This is a genomic window from Nonomuraea bangladeshensis (genome assembly GCF_039529455.1).
In the GTDB taxonomy this organism is placed as follows: domain Bacteria; phylum Actinomycetota; class Actinomycetes; order Streptosporangiales; family Streptosporangiaceae; genus Nonomuraea; species Nonomuraea bangladeshensis.
Genome location: NZ_BAAAMV010000005.1, coordinates 339,581 through 354,892, shown reverse-complemented (window position 1 = coordinate 354,892; position 15,312 = coordinate 339,581). Strand labels below are relative to the sequence as shown.

18 protein-coding genes are annotated in these 15,312 nt (G+C 70.6%); 9 read left to right on the top strand and 9 right to left on the bottom strand.

Features of this window, described 5'->3' with window-relative positions; translation table 11 throughout:
• Positions 1-7 precede the first annotated feature (7 nt).
• Genes ABD292_RS17565 through ABD292_RS17555 form a run of 3 tightly spaced genes read left to right on the top strand, consistent with a single transcriptional unit; the run spans position 8 to position 1,854 of the window.
• Complete coding sequence (locus ABD292_RS17565; RefSeq protein WP_425565114.1) at positions 8-826, top strand: SPFH domain-containing protein; 819 nt, start codon at positions 8-10, stop codon at positions 824-826.
• A gap of 9 nt (positions 827-835) precedes the next feature.
• Positions 836-1,591, top strand: a complete 756-nt coding sequence (locus ABD292_RS17560; protein WP_344208354.1) for a sulfite exporter TauE/SafE family protein — start codon at positions 836-838, stop codon at positions 1,589-1,591.
• Positions 1,592-1,614: 23 nt separating this feature from the next.
• Positions 1,615-1,854: a hypothetical protein gene (locus ABD292_RS17555; RefSeq protein WP_344208352.1), complete on the top strand. Its 240-nt coding sequence runs from the start codon at positions 1,615-1,617 to the stop codon at positions 1,852-1,854.
• Here ABD292_RS17555 and ABD292_RS17550 read toward each other — a convergent pair.
• From ABD292_RS17550 to ABD292_RS17525, 6 genes are all read right to left on the bottom strand, one after another.
• Positions 1,851-2,669 carry an NAD(P)H-binding protein gene (locus ABD292_RS17550; RefSeq protein ID WP_344208350.1) on the bottom strand — a complete coding sequence of 273 codons (819 nt, stop codon included), beginning with the start codon at positions 2,667-2,669 and terminating at the stop codon, positions 1,851-1,853. The two genes, ABD292_RS17555 and ABD292_RS17550, sit on opposite strands and share 4 nt — an antisense overlap.
• 44 nt (positions 2,670-2,713) lie before the next feature.
• Positions 2,714-3,532 carry a Rieske 2Fe-2S domain-containing protein gene (locus ABD292_RS17545; RefSeq protein ID WP_344208348.1) on the bottom strand — a complete coding sequence of 273 codons (819 nt, stop codon included), beginning with the start codon at positions 3,530-3,532 and terminating at the stop codon, positions 2,714-2,716.
• Positions 3,533-3,652: 120 nt separating this feature from the next.
• Positions 3,653-4,267 carry an HD domain-containing protein gene (locus ABD292_RS17540; RefSeq protein WP_344208346.1) on the bottom strand — a complete coding sequence of 205 codons (615 nt, stop codon included), beginning with the start codon at positions 4,265-4,267 and terminating at the stop codon, positions 3,653-3,655.
• Position 4,268: 1 nt separating this feature from the next.
• Entirely contained in the window at positions 4,269-6,452 is a 2,184-nt protein-coding gene (locus tag ABD292_RS17535; protein WP_344208344.1) for a molybdopterin-dependent oxidoreductase, read from the bottom strand.
• A gap of 124 nt (positions 6,453-6,576) precedes the next feature.
• Positions 6,577-7,227 carry a hypothetical protein gene (locus ABD292_RS17530; RefSeq protein ID WP_344208341.1) on the bottom strand — a complete coding sequence of 217 codons (651 nt, stop codon included), beginning with the start codon at positions 7,225-7,227 and terminating at the stop codon, positions 6,577-6,579.
• Position 7,228: 1 nt separating this feature from the next.
• Complete coding sequence (locus ABD292_RS17525) at positions 7,229-7,387, bottom strand: hypothetical protein (protein ID WP_344208337.1); 159 nt, start codon at positions 7,385-7,387, stop codon at positions 7,229-7,231.
• A 606-nt stretch (positions 7,388-7,993) separates the two neighbouring features.
• Between ABD292_RS17525 and ABD292_RS17520 the strand changes: the two genes are divergently transcribed.
• Both ABD292_RS17520 and ABD292_RS17515 read left to right on the top strand, forming a co-directional pair.
• A complete protein-coding gene (locus ABD292_RS17520; protein WP_344208334.1) occupies positions 7,994-8,857 on the top strand; it encodes a helix-turn-helix domain-containing protein in 864 nt (287 codons plus the stop codon).
• The gene (locus ABD292_RS17515; RefSeq protein WP_344208331.1) at positions 8,763-9,134 is read left to right on the top strand and encodes a DUF397 domain-containing protein; all 372 of its coding nucleotides are present in this window, start codon (positions 8,763-8,765) and stop codon (positions 9,132-9,134) included. Before ABD292_RS17520 ends, ABD292_RS17515 begins: the two co-directional genes overlap by 95 nt.
• Before the next feature lie 23 nt (positions 9,135-9,157).
• Here ABD292_RS17515 and ABD292_RS17510 read toward each other — a convergent pair whose 3' ends face one another.
• Complete coding sequence (locus ABD292_RS17510) at positions 9,158-9,883, bottom strand: DUF6082 family protein (RefSeq protein WP_344208328.1); 726 nt, start codon at positions 9,881-9,883, stop codon at positions 9,158-9,160.
• 218 nt (positions 9,884-10,101) lie between these two features.
• Here ABD292_RS17510 and ABD292_RS17505 point away from each other — a divergent pair, with 218 nt between their 5' ends.
• From ABD292_RS17505 to ABD292_RS17495, 3 genes are all read left to right on the top strand, one after another.
• Positions 10,102-11,187 carry a CapA family protein gene (locus ABD292_RS17505; RefSeq protein ID WP_344208326.1) on the top strand — a complete coding sequence of 362 codons (1,086 nt, stop codon included), beginning with the start codon at positions 10,102-10,104 and terminating at the stop codon, positions 11,185-11,187.
• A 41-nt stretch (positions 11,188-11,228) separates the two neighbouring features.
• Positions 11,229-12,566 carry an alpha/beta fold hydrolase gene (locus ABD292_RS17500; protein ID WP_344208324.1) on the top strand — a complete coding sequence of 446 codons (1,338 nt, stop codon included), beginning with the start codon at positions 11,229-11,231 and terminating at the stop codon, positions 12,564-12,566.
• A 212-nt stretch (positions 12,567-12,778) separates the two neighbouring features.
• A complete protein-coding gene (locus ABD292_RS17495) occupies positions 12,779-13,345 on the top strand; it encodes a TetR/AcrR family transcriptional regulator (protein WP_371251029.1) in 567 nt (188 codons plus the stop codon).
• 7 nt (positions 13,346-13,352) lie between these two features.
• Here ABD292_RS17495 and ABD292_RS17490 read toward each other — a convergent pair whose 3' ends face one another.
• Entirely contained in the window at positions 13,353-13,697 is a 345-nt protein-coding gene (locus ABD292_RS17490) for a hypothetical protein (RefSeq protein ID WP_344208320.1), read from the bottom strand.
• Positions 13,698-13,870: 173 nt separating this feature from the next.
• Between ABD292_RS17490 and ABD292_RS17485 the strand changes: the two genes are divergently transcribed.
• Positions 13,871-14,401: a tetratricopeptide repeat protein gene (locus ABD292_RS17485; RefSeq protein ID WP_245775283.1), complete on the top strand. Its 531-nt coding sequence runs from the start codon at positions 13,871-13,873 to the stop codon at positions 14,399-14,401.
• 92 nt (positions 14,402-14,493) lie between these two features.
• Here ABD292_RS17485 and ABD292_RS17480 read toward each other — a convergent pair whose 3' ends face one another.
• The gene (locus ABD292_RS17480) at positions 14,494-15,159 is read right to left on the bottom strand and encodes a hypothetical protein (protein WP_344208317.1); all 666 of its coding nucleotides are present in this window, start codon (positions 15,157-15,159) and stop codon (positions 14,494-14,496) included.
• Positions 15,160-15,312: the final 153 nt, after the last annotated feature.

The window sequence follows — 15,312 nt, the reverse complement described above, 5'->3', positions numbered from 1 at the left end:
GGCCATCGTGGAGCGGCTGGGCCGCTACCACCGGACGCTGCGGCCGGGGCTCAACCTGGTGGTGCCGTTCATCGACCGCATCAAGGACCTGATCGACCTGCGCGAGCAGGTGGTGTCGTTCCCGCCGCAGCGGGTCATCACCTCCGACAACCTCGTGGTCTCCATCGACACCGTGATCTACTTCCAGGTCACGAACCCGAAGGCGGCCACGTACGAGATCGCCAACTTCCTCACCGGCGTCGAGCAGCTGACCGTCACCACCCTCCGCAACGTGGTCGGCGGCATGGATCTCGAACGCACGCTGACCTCCCGCGAGGACATCAACACGGCCCTGCGCGGCGTCCTCGACGAGGCCACCGGCAAATGGGGCATCCGGGTCAACCGGGTCGAGCTGAAGGCCATCGACCCGCCGGCCTCCATCCAGGACTCGATGGAGAAGCAGATGCGCGCCGACCGCGACAAGCGGGCTGCGGTGCTGACCGCCGAGGGCCAGCGGCAGGCGGCGATCCTCCAGGCCGAGGGCGAGAAGCAGGCGGCGGTGCTGCGGGCGCGCGGCGAGGCGGAGGCGGCGGTGCTGCGCGCGCAGGCCGAGGCCGAGGCGCAGGCGATGCGGGCCAAGGGCCAGGCGGACGCGATCGGCATGGTCTTCCGCGCGATCCACGACGGCAGGCCGGACCAGCACCTGCTCGCCTACCAGTACCTCCAGACCCTGCCGGAGATCGCCAAAGGCGAGGCAAATAAGATCTGGATCGTCCCGTCGGAGATGGGAAAGGTCCTGGAGAGCCTTGGCGGCCTGTTCACGCCCCCCAAGAGCCCAGACACGTAAGGAGCGCTCGTGACGGGGTGGGAACTGGTCGCGGTCGGCGCGGCCGGCGTGGTGGCGGGCGCCATCAACGCGGTGGTCGGCTCCGGCTCGCTGATCACGTTCCCGACGCTGGTGGCGATGGGCGTCGACCCCGTGACGGCCAACGTCTCCAACACCATCGGCCTGGTGCCGGGCTCGTTCACCGGCGCCTACGGCTACCGCGCCGAGCTGAGCGGGCAGCGCGACCGGCTGCTCAGGCTCGGCCTCGCCTCGGCGCTGGGGGCGCTGATCGGCGGGCTCCTGCTGCTGGTCCTCGATCCCGGCGTGTTCGAGATCGTGGTGGTGGTGCTGATCGCGCTGGCCTGCGTGCTGGTCGTGATCCAGCCCCGGCTCAACGCTCTGCTGGCCGAGCGGCGCGAGCACGCGCACCCGGACGGCGGGCCGGTGCTCTGGTTGGCCGTGCTGGCCGCCGGCGTCTACGGCGGCTATTTCGGCGCGGCCCAGGGCGTGCTGCTCATCGGCCTGCTCGGCAGCTTCCTCGCCGACGGCCTGCAGCGGGTCAACGCCGCCAAGAACGTGCTCGCGCTGATCGTCAACGGGGTGGCGGCGGTGCTGTTCGTGGTGGTCGCGAAGGTGGACTGGCAGGCGGTGCTCGGGGTGGCGCTGGGGGCGATCGTCGGCGGCTTCGTGGGGGCCCGGGTGGGGCGGCGGATCCCGGCTCCGGTGCTGCGCGGCGTCATCGTGGCCGTGGGGGTCACGGCGATTATCGTACTGGTGTACGGATAGCGAAAAATGGGTATATCCCGGACATGAAGGGTGACCGGGTGGAGATCGTCATCGACGCGGGCGGCTCGCCCCGCACGTACGAGATCAGCGCCACCCGCGCCGGCCGGCGGGTCGAGATCGCCACGCGCCGGGGGCTCGTCGAGGTGAGCGAGGTCACCCGCGGCGGCACCCCCGTACGCACGGCCAGGTTCATGTCCAGCCGCGTCCTCGCCCTGGTCGAGCACCCGGCGGACGAGCGGGACCAGCGGGCCGACGACGCCTAGCTGAAGTCGGCGGCGTGGTCGGCGGCCCACTGGCGGAACGTCAGCGCGGGCCGGCCGAGCAGCCGCTCCACCGTGTCGGTGACCACCTCGGGCGCGGTCACGAAGCTCTCCCAGGTGCGCAGCGCGCTCTCCACGAACTCGGGGGCGCCCCAGAGCGCGGTCAGCAGCTCGCGGGCCTGCTCGGGCGACTGCTCCTCCCAGCGCACCTCGCGCCCGACCGCCTCGCCGATCATCCTGACCTGCTCGGCCTGGGTCAGCCGCTCGGGGCCGGTCAGCAGGTACGCGGCCCCGTTGTGCCCCGCCGAGGTCAGCACGTGCGTCGCCACCGCCGCGATGTCCTTCTCGTGGATCAGCGAGCGCGCCGCCCGCCCGTACGGCCAGCGCACCACACCCTGCCGCACCTGCTCCGCCCAGCCGAGGGTGTTGACCGCGAAGCCGCTGGGCCGCAGGAACGTCCAGCCGAGCCCGGAGCGCCTGACCAGCCGCTCCACCTCGTGGTAGTGGCTGCCCGGCTGGTCGGCCCCGGGGGCCGACAGGAGCACCACGCGGCGGGCGTGCCGGGCGATCGCCGTGATCGTCTCGTCGGCGCCGTCGGCGGTGAAGCTCGGCCAGAGGAGGAACACGCTCTCCACGTCGCGCAGCGCCGGCTCCAGGCTCTCCGGCGCGGTCAGGTCGCCGCGTACCGTTTCAACGGGCAGCACGACCCGTCCGGGGTCGCGGGCGAGCGCCCGCACGTCCAGCCCCGCCTCCGCGAGCTGGGACACCACATGCTTGCCGACGTTTCCGGTCGCGCCGGTCACCAGGATCTTGCTCATGGCACGACCGTAGGACCTCAAGCTAACTTCAGGTCAACCTCGCGTCAGGTCATGGGCCGCACCTGGATCGTGCCGTCCCGCCGGATCCGCGTCTCGAACATCGGCGCGGGCGCGGTGGCCGGTCCGTGCCGCACCGAGCCGTCGCCGAGCCGGAACGTGCTGCCGTGCCACGGGCACACCACGCACGCCTCGCCGTTCTCCATGACCAGCCGCCCCTGGTGGAGCGGCCCGGCCAGGTGCGGGCAGTGGTCGGCGAGCACGGTGACGGCCTCGCCCCTCCGCAGCACGAAGAGCTGGATGTAGCCGAGCCGCCGCGCGACGGGCCGGCCGTCGGGAAGGTCCTTGAGCGGGCACAGGTCGTGCCACCCGAGCGGCACAAGGTGGGACACCTGCGGGGCGTGGTTGGCACCCGCGGCCTGGCGGTGGGCCAGGTGACCGCCCAGGTAGGCGCTCAGCATGCCGACGCCGAGCCCGGCGAAGGACAACATCTTGCCCGGCCGCTCGTGCTCTCTCAGCCGCAGCATCAGCGAGGCGGAGAACAGCCCGAGCGCGGCAAGATTCCCCACCATGTGGACGAAGCCCACCCGCTGCTGCTCGATGTGGAGCGAGGACCAGTCGGTCAGCCCGGCCGCCGCCGTCGGCAGCGCGGAGGCGACGCCGGTGGCCAGCAACAGCCGCGCCGCCCGCGGGTCGCCGCCCGCCGCGTCCAGCAACGCGGCCGACGTCCAGCAGCCCAGCGTGACCGAGGCCAACGACGGGTGCAGCGGTTCGCCTATGGGCACGCCGTGCAGCAGGTCGCGGAGCCAGCCCGGTTTGACGCGGGTGCGTACGGCCTTCGCCAGCACACGGATGGGCCGGTCCATGGCCTTGGACTTCTCAAGCCGATCGGCCAGAGCGACCGGACCGGCGAATCCCCTCAATTGCCGACGTTTGGCGCGTACTGTCTCTTTCACGACAAGTCCCCTACCCCAGGCATACGGGGATCACTCGGCGAGGTGTCCCCTGGCCACGGAGAGCTCGACCAGCTCCAGGGCGTACCGGCCGAGCGTGGGTGAGCCCTCCTCGATGATGCGCACCTTCTCCCGTACCTGCGAGGCCCGGACCTTGAACAGCGGCCAGGTGCCGCCCTCGGTGTGATGGTTGGCCAGGATCGGGGCGAAACGGTCGAGCGCCTTGGCGAAGCGCGCCTCCGGCGTCGCGCGCTCCTCGAACTCGTCCCACAGCGCCCGCAGCTCCGCCCCCTGCTCGGCGGGCAGCAGGCCGAAGATGCGCTCGGCGGCGGCCCGCTCGACGTCCGCCTGCGCGGCCACCTCGACCGGGTCGTAGATGAACGTGTCGCCGGCGTCGATCTCCACCAGGTCGTGCACCAGCAGCATGGCCACCACCCGCTGGAGGTCGGTCCCCGGCGGGGCGTGCTCGCCGAGGACCATCGCCAGCGTGCCCACGTACCAGGAGTGCTCGGCGGTGTTCTCCCGGCGGGAGCCGTCGATCAGATGGTTGCGGCGGATGATCCGCTTCAACTTGTCGATCTCGACGGCGAAAGCGATCTGGGCGTTCAGGCGACGGTCCTCTTCTGGCGCGATAGTCACGCGCAGCACCCTAATGTGCGGTGATCACCCCGGTTGGTGAAATCGTGACCGGAACTCCGTTGAACACTGCGTTACCACTTGGGGCGTCCACCGCGCTCTCGTCGGTGAGGTCGTTGACGCTCACGCCCGCGTGCGCGGAGGCCACGCGCTGCGTGCTGTCCGCGTGACCCCAGCCGTGCGGCAGGCTGACCACGCCCGGCATGATCGTGTCCGTCGGCTCCAGCGGCACCGTGAGCCGGCCCTTGGCCGAGCGCACCACCGCCTCGTCGGCGAGCCCGAGCCGCGCCACGTCCGCCGGGTTGATCTGCAGCGTGCAGGCGTTGCTGCCGCCGACCAGCGGGCCGACGTTGTGCATCCAGCTGTTGTTGGAGCGCAGATGGCGCCGGCCGATGAGGACCATCTCCGGCGCCTCCTCCTCCAGCTTCGCGCGCAGCCGCTCGACGTCCTCCAGGAGCTGCGGCGGCGCCAGCTCGACCAGGCCGGAGGCGGTCCGCAGCACCTCGTCCAGCCGGGGCTCCAGCGGGCCCAGGTCCAGGCCGTGCGGGTGGTCGAGGAGCTTGCGCAGCGACAGGTCGCCCTTGCCCGACCACTCGCCGTACGGGCCGAGCCTGAGCATGAGGTCGAGCCGCCGCTCGCCGCCGTCGCGGCCGTCCAGCGCGGCGCGCAGCTCGGCCACGTCCCGGCCCTCGACGCCGGAGCCGGGCGTCTGCGTGGCCTTGCGCAGCGTCTCGTCGATCACGAACGCGTCGAGGTCGCCGCCCTCCGTGCCGGAGGCGATCATCGCGAGCCTGGCCAGGATCTGGGACTCGGACGGCCGGTCGTCCATCGGCAGCAGGGGAGGGGAGTAACGCGCGTAGTTGCGTACCGCGAAGCCGAGCAGCGCGAAGTCGTAGTGCCCTGACTGCAGCACGCGCGGCGGCGGCAGGATGACGTTCGCGTGCCGGGTGGTCTCGTTGAGGTACGGGTCCACGCTCACCATGAAGTCGAGCCGCTCGAAGGCCGCGTCCAGCCGGGCCCCGTGGGGCGCCGACAGCACGGGGTTGCCCGCCACCGTGAGCAGGAACCTGATCCGGCCCTCGCCCGGCGTCTCGATCTCGTCGGCCAGCGTGGCCACCGGCAGCTCGCCATTGGCCTCCGGCAGGCCGCGCACCCGGCTCCGCCAGCGGCCCGTCGCGTACGGCCGCCGCCGCCCGCCGGACTCGGTGGCCGGTTTGGCGAACATCGCCCCGCCCGGCCGGTCGAGGTTGCCGGTGAGCGCGTTGAGCACGTCCACGAGCCACTGGGCCAGCGTGCCGAACTCGGCCGTGCAGGTGCCGATCCTGGCGTACACGGCGGCCGTGCGCGCCGCGGCCAGCTCCCTGGCCAGCCGCTCGATCACCGCCGCGGGCACGCCGGTGCGCCGGGCGACGGCCTCGGGCGGGAAGTGCTTGGCCGCCTCGCGCACCTCGTCCAGGCCGTTGACCTCGCGGCCGAGCGTGACCAGGTCCTCGGCGAACAGCGTGTGGACCATGCCGAACAGCAGGTACGCGTCCGTGCCCGGCCGGATGAACACGTGCTCGTCGGCGAGCGCGGCGGTGCGGGTGCGGCGCGGGTCCACGACCACCAGCCGGCCGCCGCGCCCGCGCAGCGCCTTCAGCCGGCCGGGGAAGTCGGGCGCGGTGCACAGCGAGCCGTTGGACTCCAGCGGGTTCGCGCCGAGCATCAGCAGGTGGTCGGTGCGGTCCAGGTCGGGGACCGGGACGGCCATCGGGGAGCCGAACATCAGGCCGCTCGACACGTGCTTCGGCATCTGGTCGGCGGTGCTGGCGGAGAAGACGTTGCGGGTGCCGAGCGCCCTGATCAGCGGCCCGGCGTAGAGCGCGCCCGCCATGGTGTGCGCGGTGGGGTTGCCGAGGTAGACGGCGACCGAGCTGCGGTCGCCCACCTGGTCGAGGCCCGCCCGTACGGCGGCGAACGCCTCCTCCCAGCCGACCTCGCGCCACAGCTCGCCCTCGCGGACGAGCGGCTTGCGCAGCCGGTCGGGGTCCTCGTCGAGCCGGCCGAGGCTGGCTCCCTTCGGGCAGATGAAGCCCTTGCTGAAGGGATCGTTCTTGTCACCGCGGACGCTGGTCACGTGCCCGCCCTCGTCGAGGGTGAGCGTCAGGCCGCAGACGGCCTCGCACAGGGGACAGGTCCGGTGGACGGTCGACGTCATCACGACTCCTGAGTTCGTCAGATGAACTCATCTTGGCCCGAGTCGCGCGCATGGGGAAGCCCCGGAGCCCCCGCGGTCTCCGAGGCTTGCCCCCTGGGGAAAGGCCCCATTCATCCCCAGGCTTCTAGCCGATCCGCACCGCCTGCATCGGGCTGCGCAGATCAGGCGGCTCCTTCAGGTCGGGCCGGAGCGAGATCCAGGCGCGCCGGCCGAACAGCCGGTCGAGCCCCGGCGACAGCGTGCCCGGGGCCTCGTCCCTGCGGACGATCTCCACGATCACGAACTGCGCCCGCATACGGTGCCGGTAGACGTTCACGCCGCGCGCCCAGCAGGCCGCGGCGATCTCCTCGCTGTAGGCGTCGAACTCCTCGGCGCAGATGCCGGCCCTCGTCAGCACCAGCGCCTTCTCCCCGGTCGCGGTCGGCGTGATCCACAGGATCAGCGGGATGCGCCCGGCCCTCGTGTGCATGGTCGTCTCCAGGCAGACCCGCTGCAGGCGGTGCCGGGAGACCACGCACCAGCAGTGGGCCGCGATCCAGCCGCGGCCGGTCCTGGTCACCGCCGCCGGCACCGAGATCGCGCTGGTCACCAGGGCGAACGGCAACAGGTGGCCGGCGTCCGCGGCCCGCAGCAGGAGCAGCGCGAACAATCCCAGCGCCGCCGCCAGCAGCAGCTCGGCCCGCGCCCGCCAGAGCCGGACGAGGACCCGTGCGCGCCCGGCGGCGGGCAGGTCCTCGTAGCCGGGGTAGATCTGGTTCCGTGGGTTCCTGGGCACCTCACGTCACCTCCTCGCGCACCCGGCCGGGCACGCGGAGCTGGTCGAATCGCGGATCACGGTAGCGGCGCGCGCCGAACCCCGTCCTGGTCACCGTCCAGCCGACGTGGTAGGCGAACTCATCGGGCTCCATGCAGACCTCGCGGTCGGCCCAGGCCATGAGTTCACGGATACGGGACTTGATTCGGCCAGGTCCCTTGATACCTTGTGAGTACATAGAAGACCCCTTTCGCGGCATTTCTAGAGGTGGCTTCTGCGCCGGTCCGTCGGCTGGCGGCCGTTCCTCCCGCTGGGTGGCAGCCCATATGCGGGGATCAGGCCGACAGCCGCGGCCCGGCATTTTTTGTGCCCGGCTCGTTGTTATTCGGGGACGGCGACGCCGCCGGAGTGCGTACGGCCCGGCATGCTCGGGCACGCGTTGCGGTGGGGGAGGCCCGGTGCGTGCGGCGAACTCGACGTCATGCCCGGCCTCCTCACGTCGGAGAAACCTTTTCCCTACGATCGTGCTCCGCTGGTGAGCGGGGCACAATACCTTCCGCCCGGAAGTTTTGGTTTTCTTGCGCGGAGCTTGCGGTGCAAGTTGCACGCGGCCGATCCGATCCGCGCTCTCGCCTTGCTCCTGAGCTCTCTCCGTGACAGCCTTCCGGCAAGGGCACCTGGCATTGGGTGTGCAACTTGCATGTACGATTGTGGGAACGGCCCCGAATGCCGTCCCCCAAACGATCCCCGCCGGTTACACCTTCCTTCCGGACAAGGAGAGCGGACGGTGCCATCGCAGCAGGGCAGCCCGACGGTACGCAGGCTCCGGCTCGGCCAGGAGCTGCGTTTGCTGCGTGAGCGCAACAAGCTCACCGGCGCCAAGGCCGCCAAGGAGCTCGGCTGGTCTCCCAGCAAGGTCAGCCGCATCGAGGCCGCACGTACGATGCCCAGCGCCGACGACATCAAGGCACTGGTGAAGCTCTACGGCGTCGACGGGGGCAAACTTGACGAACTCATCGGCCTGCTGCGGGATGCGGAGCGGCGGGGCTGGTGGGAGGATTACCAAGACGCCCTGCCTGAGGAATACATGAGGTTTCTCGGGCTGGAAGCGGAGGCGACATACCAGCGCGCCTGGGAACCCCAGGTCGTGCCTGGTCTGCTGCAGACAGAGGATTACGCGAGGGAAGTGATCCTGGCCACTCGCGGCATCGCTCGGATCACTCATAGTGGCATCCGAAGCCGAGTGGAGGCCCGTCTCGCGAGGCAACAGCGAGTGTTGCACAGGAGTGACCCGTGTGCGCTCTCCGTGGTGCTGGATGAATCGGCGCTGATGCGACGATTCGGAGAGCCCTCCGTCATGCGGGAGCAGATGGAGCACCTTCTGGAAGTCTCGCTGCTGCCGCACGTGAACGTGAGAGTTCTGCCGCTGGAATCCCTGCACCCGGTCAACACAGGTGCATTCATCCACCTGAGGTTCTCGTCCTTCGATGACGTCGTGTACCTGGAGCAGTTGTATGCGGCGCATTTCGTCGAGGAGCTCGAGTGGGTGGCGGGCTATGAGACGGCCTTTGATCACATACGGCTGGAAGCACTGGACGAGGACGAGTCACGCGTGCTCATCCAGCGTAAAGCAATGCTCTGGCGTCGCTAGAGCGGAACCTCAGAAAAGGGGCAACGGTGCCTCTTGCGCATTTGGGGAGAAAATGTACAACCATACTGCGACGACGGCTTGGCGGAAGAGCACTTTCTGCAACGGCGCCGACACGTGCGTGGAGGTCGCCCCGCTGGCCGACGGAAAAGTCGCACTGCGGGACGCCAAGGACCAGGATGGTCCCGTCCTGGTCTTCACTCCCGAAGAATGGGCCGCCTTCACCGCAGGGGTTCGTGAGGGAGAGTTCGACCTGACAGCTCTCCAGGTCACGGCCTGAAAATGAAGGCGTAACGCCGCCCGTCATGACACATCCGCCCCGGAGGTCGATCGACTCCGGGGCTGTTTCCTGCGCGTGTGACGGATCCAGATGATTCCCGCGGCGACGAGCGCCGTCGCCATGACGACGGCCGAATTCCGGCCGGCGACCGGCCTGTCCGTACGCGTGCTTCGGCTCTGCCGCCAAACCTGATCCATCACGTTGATGAAGCGCTCGCCGCGCCGGTCCTTGACCACCAGGAGCCTGTGGTCCCGGGTCGCCCGCCAGAAGTTGTGGCCGGCCTCCGTGCCGAAGAAATTCGCCCGCGCGTACTCGGCGAGCTGTTCCTCCGTCATCTCTCCCACTCTGAAGAGCATCTCCCAGTAGGAGAGGACCAGATTGAGATAGATGTGCACGCGCGGATCGAGCTGGAATCTGATGCTCAGCGCGTCGCTCAGCACGGGATTCTCTATCTGCAGCTGCATGAGTTGAAAATGGTGAGCGCGTTCGGCCTCCGCCCTGGCGAATCGCATTTCCCGCACCTGTAAGAAGCGCGAGAACCCGATCGCGACCAGGGCGAAGGCGGAGATGACGGCTGAAGCGGCGCCGTACGTCTCGCCGACGGCGCTCAACTGCTGCCATCGGGTCCCTGTGGGCACCAGGCGTTCCAGCAGGAGAGGCGTGAGCAGGGTCGCGATGAGGCAGGACAGCGTCGCAGCCGGGAGGAGCAGCGACCAACGCAACGCGCGTGAGCGATGACGGAACGTCATGCCTCCACAGTGCCATCTCGGCCGGTCGCACGGTGGAGAACCTGGAGCGCCACCACGGCCTGACGGCCCGGCCGGCCGCGCTCCGGTAGTCGCGGCCGAGCTTCGGCAGGCCGGCCTCCCTGACCGGAGATGGTCAAATTGTTGCGATTTGCCGGGTAACGACCCCCGCATGGCATGCTCAATCCCTGAATGTCAGGATTCGAGCGGAAGTGCGGCAGATGAGACTCCCCCGTGCCCTCCCGTTGTTCGCCGCCATCGCGTCGGTGGCCTCGCTGGCCGCCTGCTCCTCTTCGGCGCCGGACAAGGAGTTGCAGGCCAAGCAGGCCGACCAGCAGGCGGCGGTGTCGCCGACGAAGAAGCCGACGCCGCAGCGGCGGCCGTACACGATCTCGTTCGGCGGGGACGTGCACTTCGAGGGCATCCTGCGGCCCCGGCTGGCCAATCCGCGCACCGCCCTCGGGCCCATCGCGAACGTCCTGCGCCAGGCCGACCTCACCATGGTCAACCTGGAGACGGCGATCACCACGGCGGGGACGCCCGCGCCGGGCAAGCAGTTCACCTTCCGCGCGCCGGCCAGCGCGTTCACCGCGCTCAAGTCGGCCGGGGTGGACGTCGTGTCCATGGCCAACAACCACGGCATGGACTACATGGAGAGCGGGCTGGCCGACTCGCTGGCGGCGATCAAGCGCAGCAAGTTCCCGGTGGTGGGGATCGGGAAGGACGCGGCGGAGGCGTACAAGCCGTACAGGAAGACCGTGAACGGCAACCGGGTGGCGATCATCGGGGCCACGCAGGTGCTCGACTCCGAGTTCATCCAGGCGTGGACGGCCACCGCGGACAAGGGCGGGCTGGCCTCCGCCAAGGACGAGGCAGCCCTGCTGCGGGCGGTGCGGCAGGCGCGCAAGAACTCCGACACCGTGATCGTCCACCTCCACTGGGGCACCGAGATGCAGAAGTGCCCGAACGAGGCGCAGCTCTCGCTGGCCCCCAAGCTGGTCAAAGCGGGCGCGGACGTCATCGTCGGCGGCCACGCGCACATCCTGCTCGGCTCGGGCTACCTCGGGAACGCCTACGTCAACTACGGGATGGGCAACTTCGTCTTCTACAACTCCAATCCCGCGACCACCGGCCGGACCGGCGTCTTGACGCTCACCATCAACGGCAGGAAGGTGCTGAAGGACCGCTGGACCCCGGCCACCATCCAGGGCGGCGTCCCGGTGCCGATGACGGGCTCGGCGAAGACCCAGGCGCTGACGGACTGGAAGGCGCTGAGGTCCTGCACCGGCCTTTCCGCGCGGCCCTAGCGGATCTATATTGCGGACGGAGCGTCCACTAGGGGGTCGCGATGCGGTGGGTCGAGTCCGGCGACGTGCGGCTGGCGGTCTACACGGACGGCGACCCCGCCGATCCGACCGTGCTGCTCCTCCACGGCTATCCGGACACGCACCGCGTGTGGGACGAGGTCGCGGCCCGGCTCTCCGGCCGCTTCCACGTGGTGCGTTACGACGTACGAGGGGCCGGGGCCTCGACCGGGCCCCGTGACCGCCGCGACTACGGCCTCGACCGCCTGATGGACGACCTGCGGGCGGTGCTCGACGCGGTGGCCGGCGGGCGGAAGGTCCATCTGGTCGGGCACGACTGGGGGTCGGTGCAGGGGTGGGAGGCGGCCGGGCGGGCCGGGCTGCGCGAGCGGCTGGCCTCGTTCACCAGCCTCGGCGGGCCGGGCGGGCGGCACCTGGCGGACTTCGCCCGGCACGGCGGGCGGCGGGACCGGCTCGTGCAGCTCGTACGCTCCTCCTACATCGGGTTCTTCCTGATCCCGGTCCTGCCCGAGCTGGCCTGGCGCTCGCTCGTGCCGCGGCTGCTGGCGCGCCGCCTGCGCCGCGAGGGCGCGCCCCCGCGCGACGGCCATCCCGCCCCGACCCTGGTACGTGACGCGCGCAACGGCCTCTGGCTCTACCGGGCGAACCTGCGGGGACGGCGGGGCCGGGCCGAGCCGGCCGGGCCGCCCGTGATCGACCTGCCCGTGCAGCTCGTCGACGCCGCGCACGACCCCTTCGTGACCTCGGCGCTGGCGGGCTGGTGCGAACGGTGGACGCCGCGGCTCCGGCGGCGCGAGCTCGACGCCGGCCACTGGGCGCAGCGCGCCCGTCCCGACACGGTGGCCGGCATGATCGCCGAGTTCGTCGCGCACGTCGAGGGCGCGTCCCCGTCGCGGGAGTTACGGCCGCAGGTCGATGTGGGCAATGTCGATCAGATGGCTGATTTTTCGCGAAATGTCATTGCGGAATATGGAGTGCCGGACATTGTGCTCAACAATGCCGGGATCACCGTCGCCGGCCCCATTCTCGATCACACCGTCGACGACTGGCGGCGCACGATCGACACCAATCTCTGGGGCGTCATTCACGGCTGCCGGCTGTTCGGGGCGGCCATGGTGGCGCGCGGACAGGGCGGGCACATCGTCAACGTCGCGTCCCTGGCTGCGTCCGCGCCGACGCGGCTGCTGCCGGCGTACTTCGGTGTCCAAGGCCGCCGTGAAGGCGCTCAGCGACAGTCTGAGGGCCGAACTGGCGGGACACGGCATCGGGTTGAGCGTCATCCGCGCGGGTGGCCGCGCACATTCCGCGGGCCGTGGACCGTAATGAGGCGGTCGTTCCGGTCAACCCGGAAGCCGAAATAGGTTATGCGCTGTCCCGGATTTCGCCCCGGCTGATGCGGACACTGGCGCGGCTGGGGTGACGAGCGAGAAATCCAGAAATTTTCCAACTAACGATCGCGCCTTCGGGAGAAGATGAATCCGTGTCTTCGCCGCAGATTGAGAACGATTGCTCCCAGCCTCCCGCCCTGAGGCGGCGTCCCGCGCAGCGCCGCAGCGCCCGCCGCGTCGAGCGCATGCTCGACGCCTGCGCCGAGCTGCTCGACGAGTCCGGCTACGAGGCCCTGTCCACCACCCGCATCGCGGAGCGGGCGGGCGTGGCGATCGGTTCGGTCTACCAGTTTTTCCCGGACAAACGGGCCATCACCCAGGAGCTCACCCGGCGCAACGTCGAGGAGTTCGTCCGCCGGGTGGACCGCCGTTTCCTGGAGGAGGACTACCGGGGGTGGTGGGAGGCGGTGGACGCCATCATCGACGTCTACGTCGACATGCACCGCTCGGTCGCCGGCTTCAAGAGCCTGCACTTCGGCGACGCCGTCGACCTCAACCTGCTCGACTCCGACTCCGAGAACAACACGGTCATCGCCGGCCGGCTGCGCGGGCTGTTCCTGACCGAGTTCGGCCTGGCCGACGACCCGAGGCTGGACGTGTCGGTGCTGGCGGCCGTCGAAGCCGGTGACGCGGTGCTCAAGCTGGCCTTCCGCCGCCGTCCCGACGGCGACCCCGAGATGATCGAGGCGGCCAAGCAGCTCATCCGCGGCTTCCTGTCGCGCCAGCTCAAGAACCTGTCGCCGGCCGTCTGAGCCGCGACTACTCGCCCGTCACGGCGCGCTCGACGTCCTGGACCAGGCCGGGCAGCCAGTCGGGGGCGGCCTCGCCCGGCCGCCCGCGCCCGGCGTGCTCCTCGCGGCCGAGCGCGCTGGCCGAGAACTCCTGCAGCTGCGGCGTGGACGGCGGGTGCAGGCAGGGCACCGAGTACGACACCGGCCGCGCGTCCCTGGCCTCGCGGAGCTGCAGCCGCGCCTCCAGCGCCCGCAGGTTGCGCTCGGCGGCCTCGATGGCCTCCATCCGGGCCGTCAGATAGCCGGCGACACCGGGCACCAGAGCCGACAACACGACCACACACGCCAGCGCGAAGGTCGTCTGCTTGGACATGCCCATGACAGCCCCTTCCGCTCGCGAGAACGCGTAGCGATCCGTATATCCCCCGCAAGCAGTGTCAACACGCAGAGAGTGACCAGTCTTTACCGTGGAGTGACCGAAATCCGGACCCACCGGCGATGCGCAATGACCGGGCAAAGGCGCACGTGGCTCGGTAGTCTCACGGTGTGGCGCATGTGACCCGTGAGCACCTTGATCGTCTGCTTGAGCAGGCCCTTCTGGCCGACGACCACGATTCCCTGGCCAGTCGGCTCTACGACGTCGCGCTCGGATACTCCTCGGGCGACGTCTCCAGGGCGTCCATCCTGGTTCTCGCCGCCGAGGAGTGGCGGGCGGCCGGACAGCCCGCGCGCGCGATGGAGTGTTTCCAGCGCGCGCTCGAGGACGGCGGCGAGACGGGCTTCGACCCGCGTGCCGGCATCGCCGACACGCTGTTCGAGCTCGACCGGCAGGAGGAGGCGAGAGAGGTCATCGAGACGATACGCGCCGAGGGCGGCGTCTCGACGGCGACCGCTCACACGATCGCCGAGACGCTGGTGGCGTACGGAGACCTGCGGGGCGGCCTGGAATGGGCGACCCAGGCCGCGCTGGGATCCGACGAGAGCGACCCGGAGCACGATGCGGCGCTGCGTACGCGCTACCGCATCAGGGTCGATCTCGGGCTGCCCGAGGACGAACTGGACGCGCTCGTCCACTGACGGTCCGCCCTGAGAAGGGCGGACCGCCGGGATCGGCGCGTGTACCGTTCCACAGGTGCACGCGCCATTCCGCCGTGCCCCGCGGCAGGGGGTCAGTGCAGGCCGAGGTCCTGGACGAGGCCGGTGAGGCCGGCCAGGCCCGGATCGCGTCCCGGCAGCACCGGCGAGTCGCCGAGGTCGCCGAGCGCCTGCGGCAGCAGCTCGCCGACGACCTGCGAGCCCACCTCGCCCGCCGGCTTCCGCACCCCGCGCGGGTCCTTGTGCGGAGAGCCGGCGATCGCGGTGTGCGGCTCCCGCGAGGCGCGCGCCGGCGTTCCCGGCAGGGCGGGCACCTGGGGCAGCGTCGGCAGGGCCGCGACGTACGCCGCCGTCGCCAGATCCCTCATCCCGGCCGGTCCAGCCGCGGCCTGCCGGACCCGCGGGGAGGCGGAGGACAGGGGCGGCATGCCCCAGCTGGCCGGCACACCCCCGAGATCGACCTTGCCCGGCAGCGCGCCCCCCGAGGCGAGGCCGGTCAGCCCGAGCTGCCGGGCCAGCCGCCCGGCCGCCATGGCCAGGTCGCCCGCCTCCGGGGCGATCATGGTCCCGCCCGGCACGTCCTCCGGGCGCACCTCCACCCGCCCGGCGCAGCCGAGCAGGCTGGTCGAGTGCCGCGCTCCGCCACAGGTGTCCGCGCCCGTGGGGCCCGCGGCGAACCAGCTCACACCCGCGGCCAGCGCGGCCGTCGCGACGATGATCCGGAACTTGTGGGATGGCACTGGCACGCCCCCTGGTCGTTGTTCGCTCGTCTGACGAACGCCGAAGCTAGCCCTCCGGGGGGCGGGGCGTGCGGGGCTTGTCCGAAGGGTGGGGCGAACCTTACCGAGCGGGCGGGCCCATGACCGTGCCATGAGCCCTCCTGATCGCCCCCA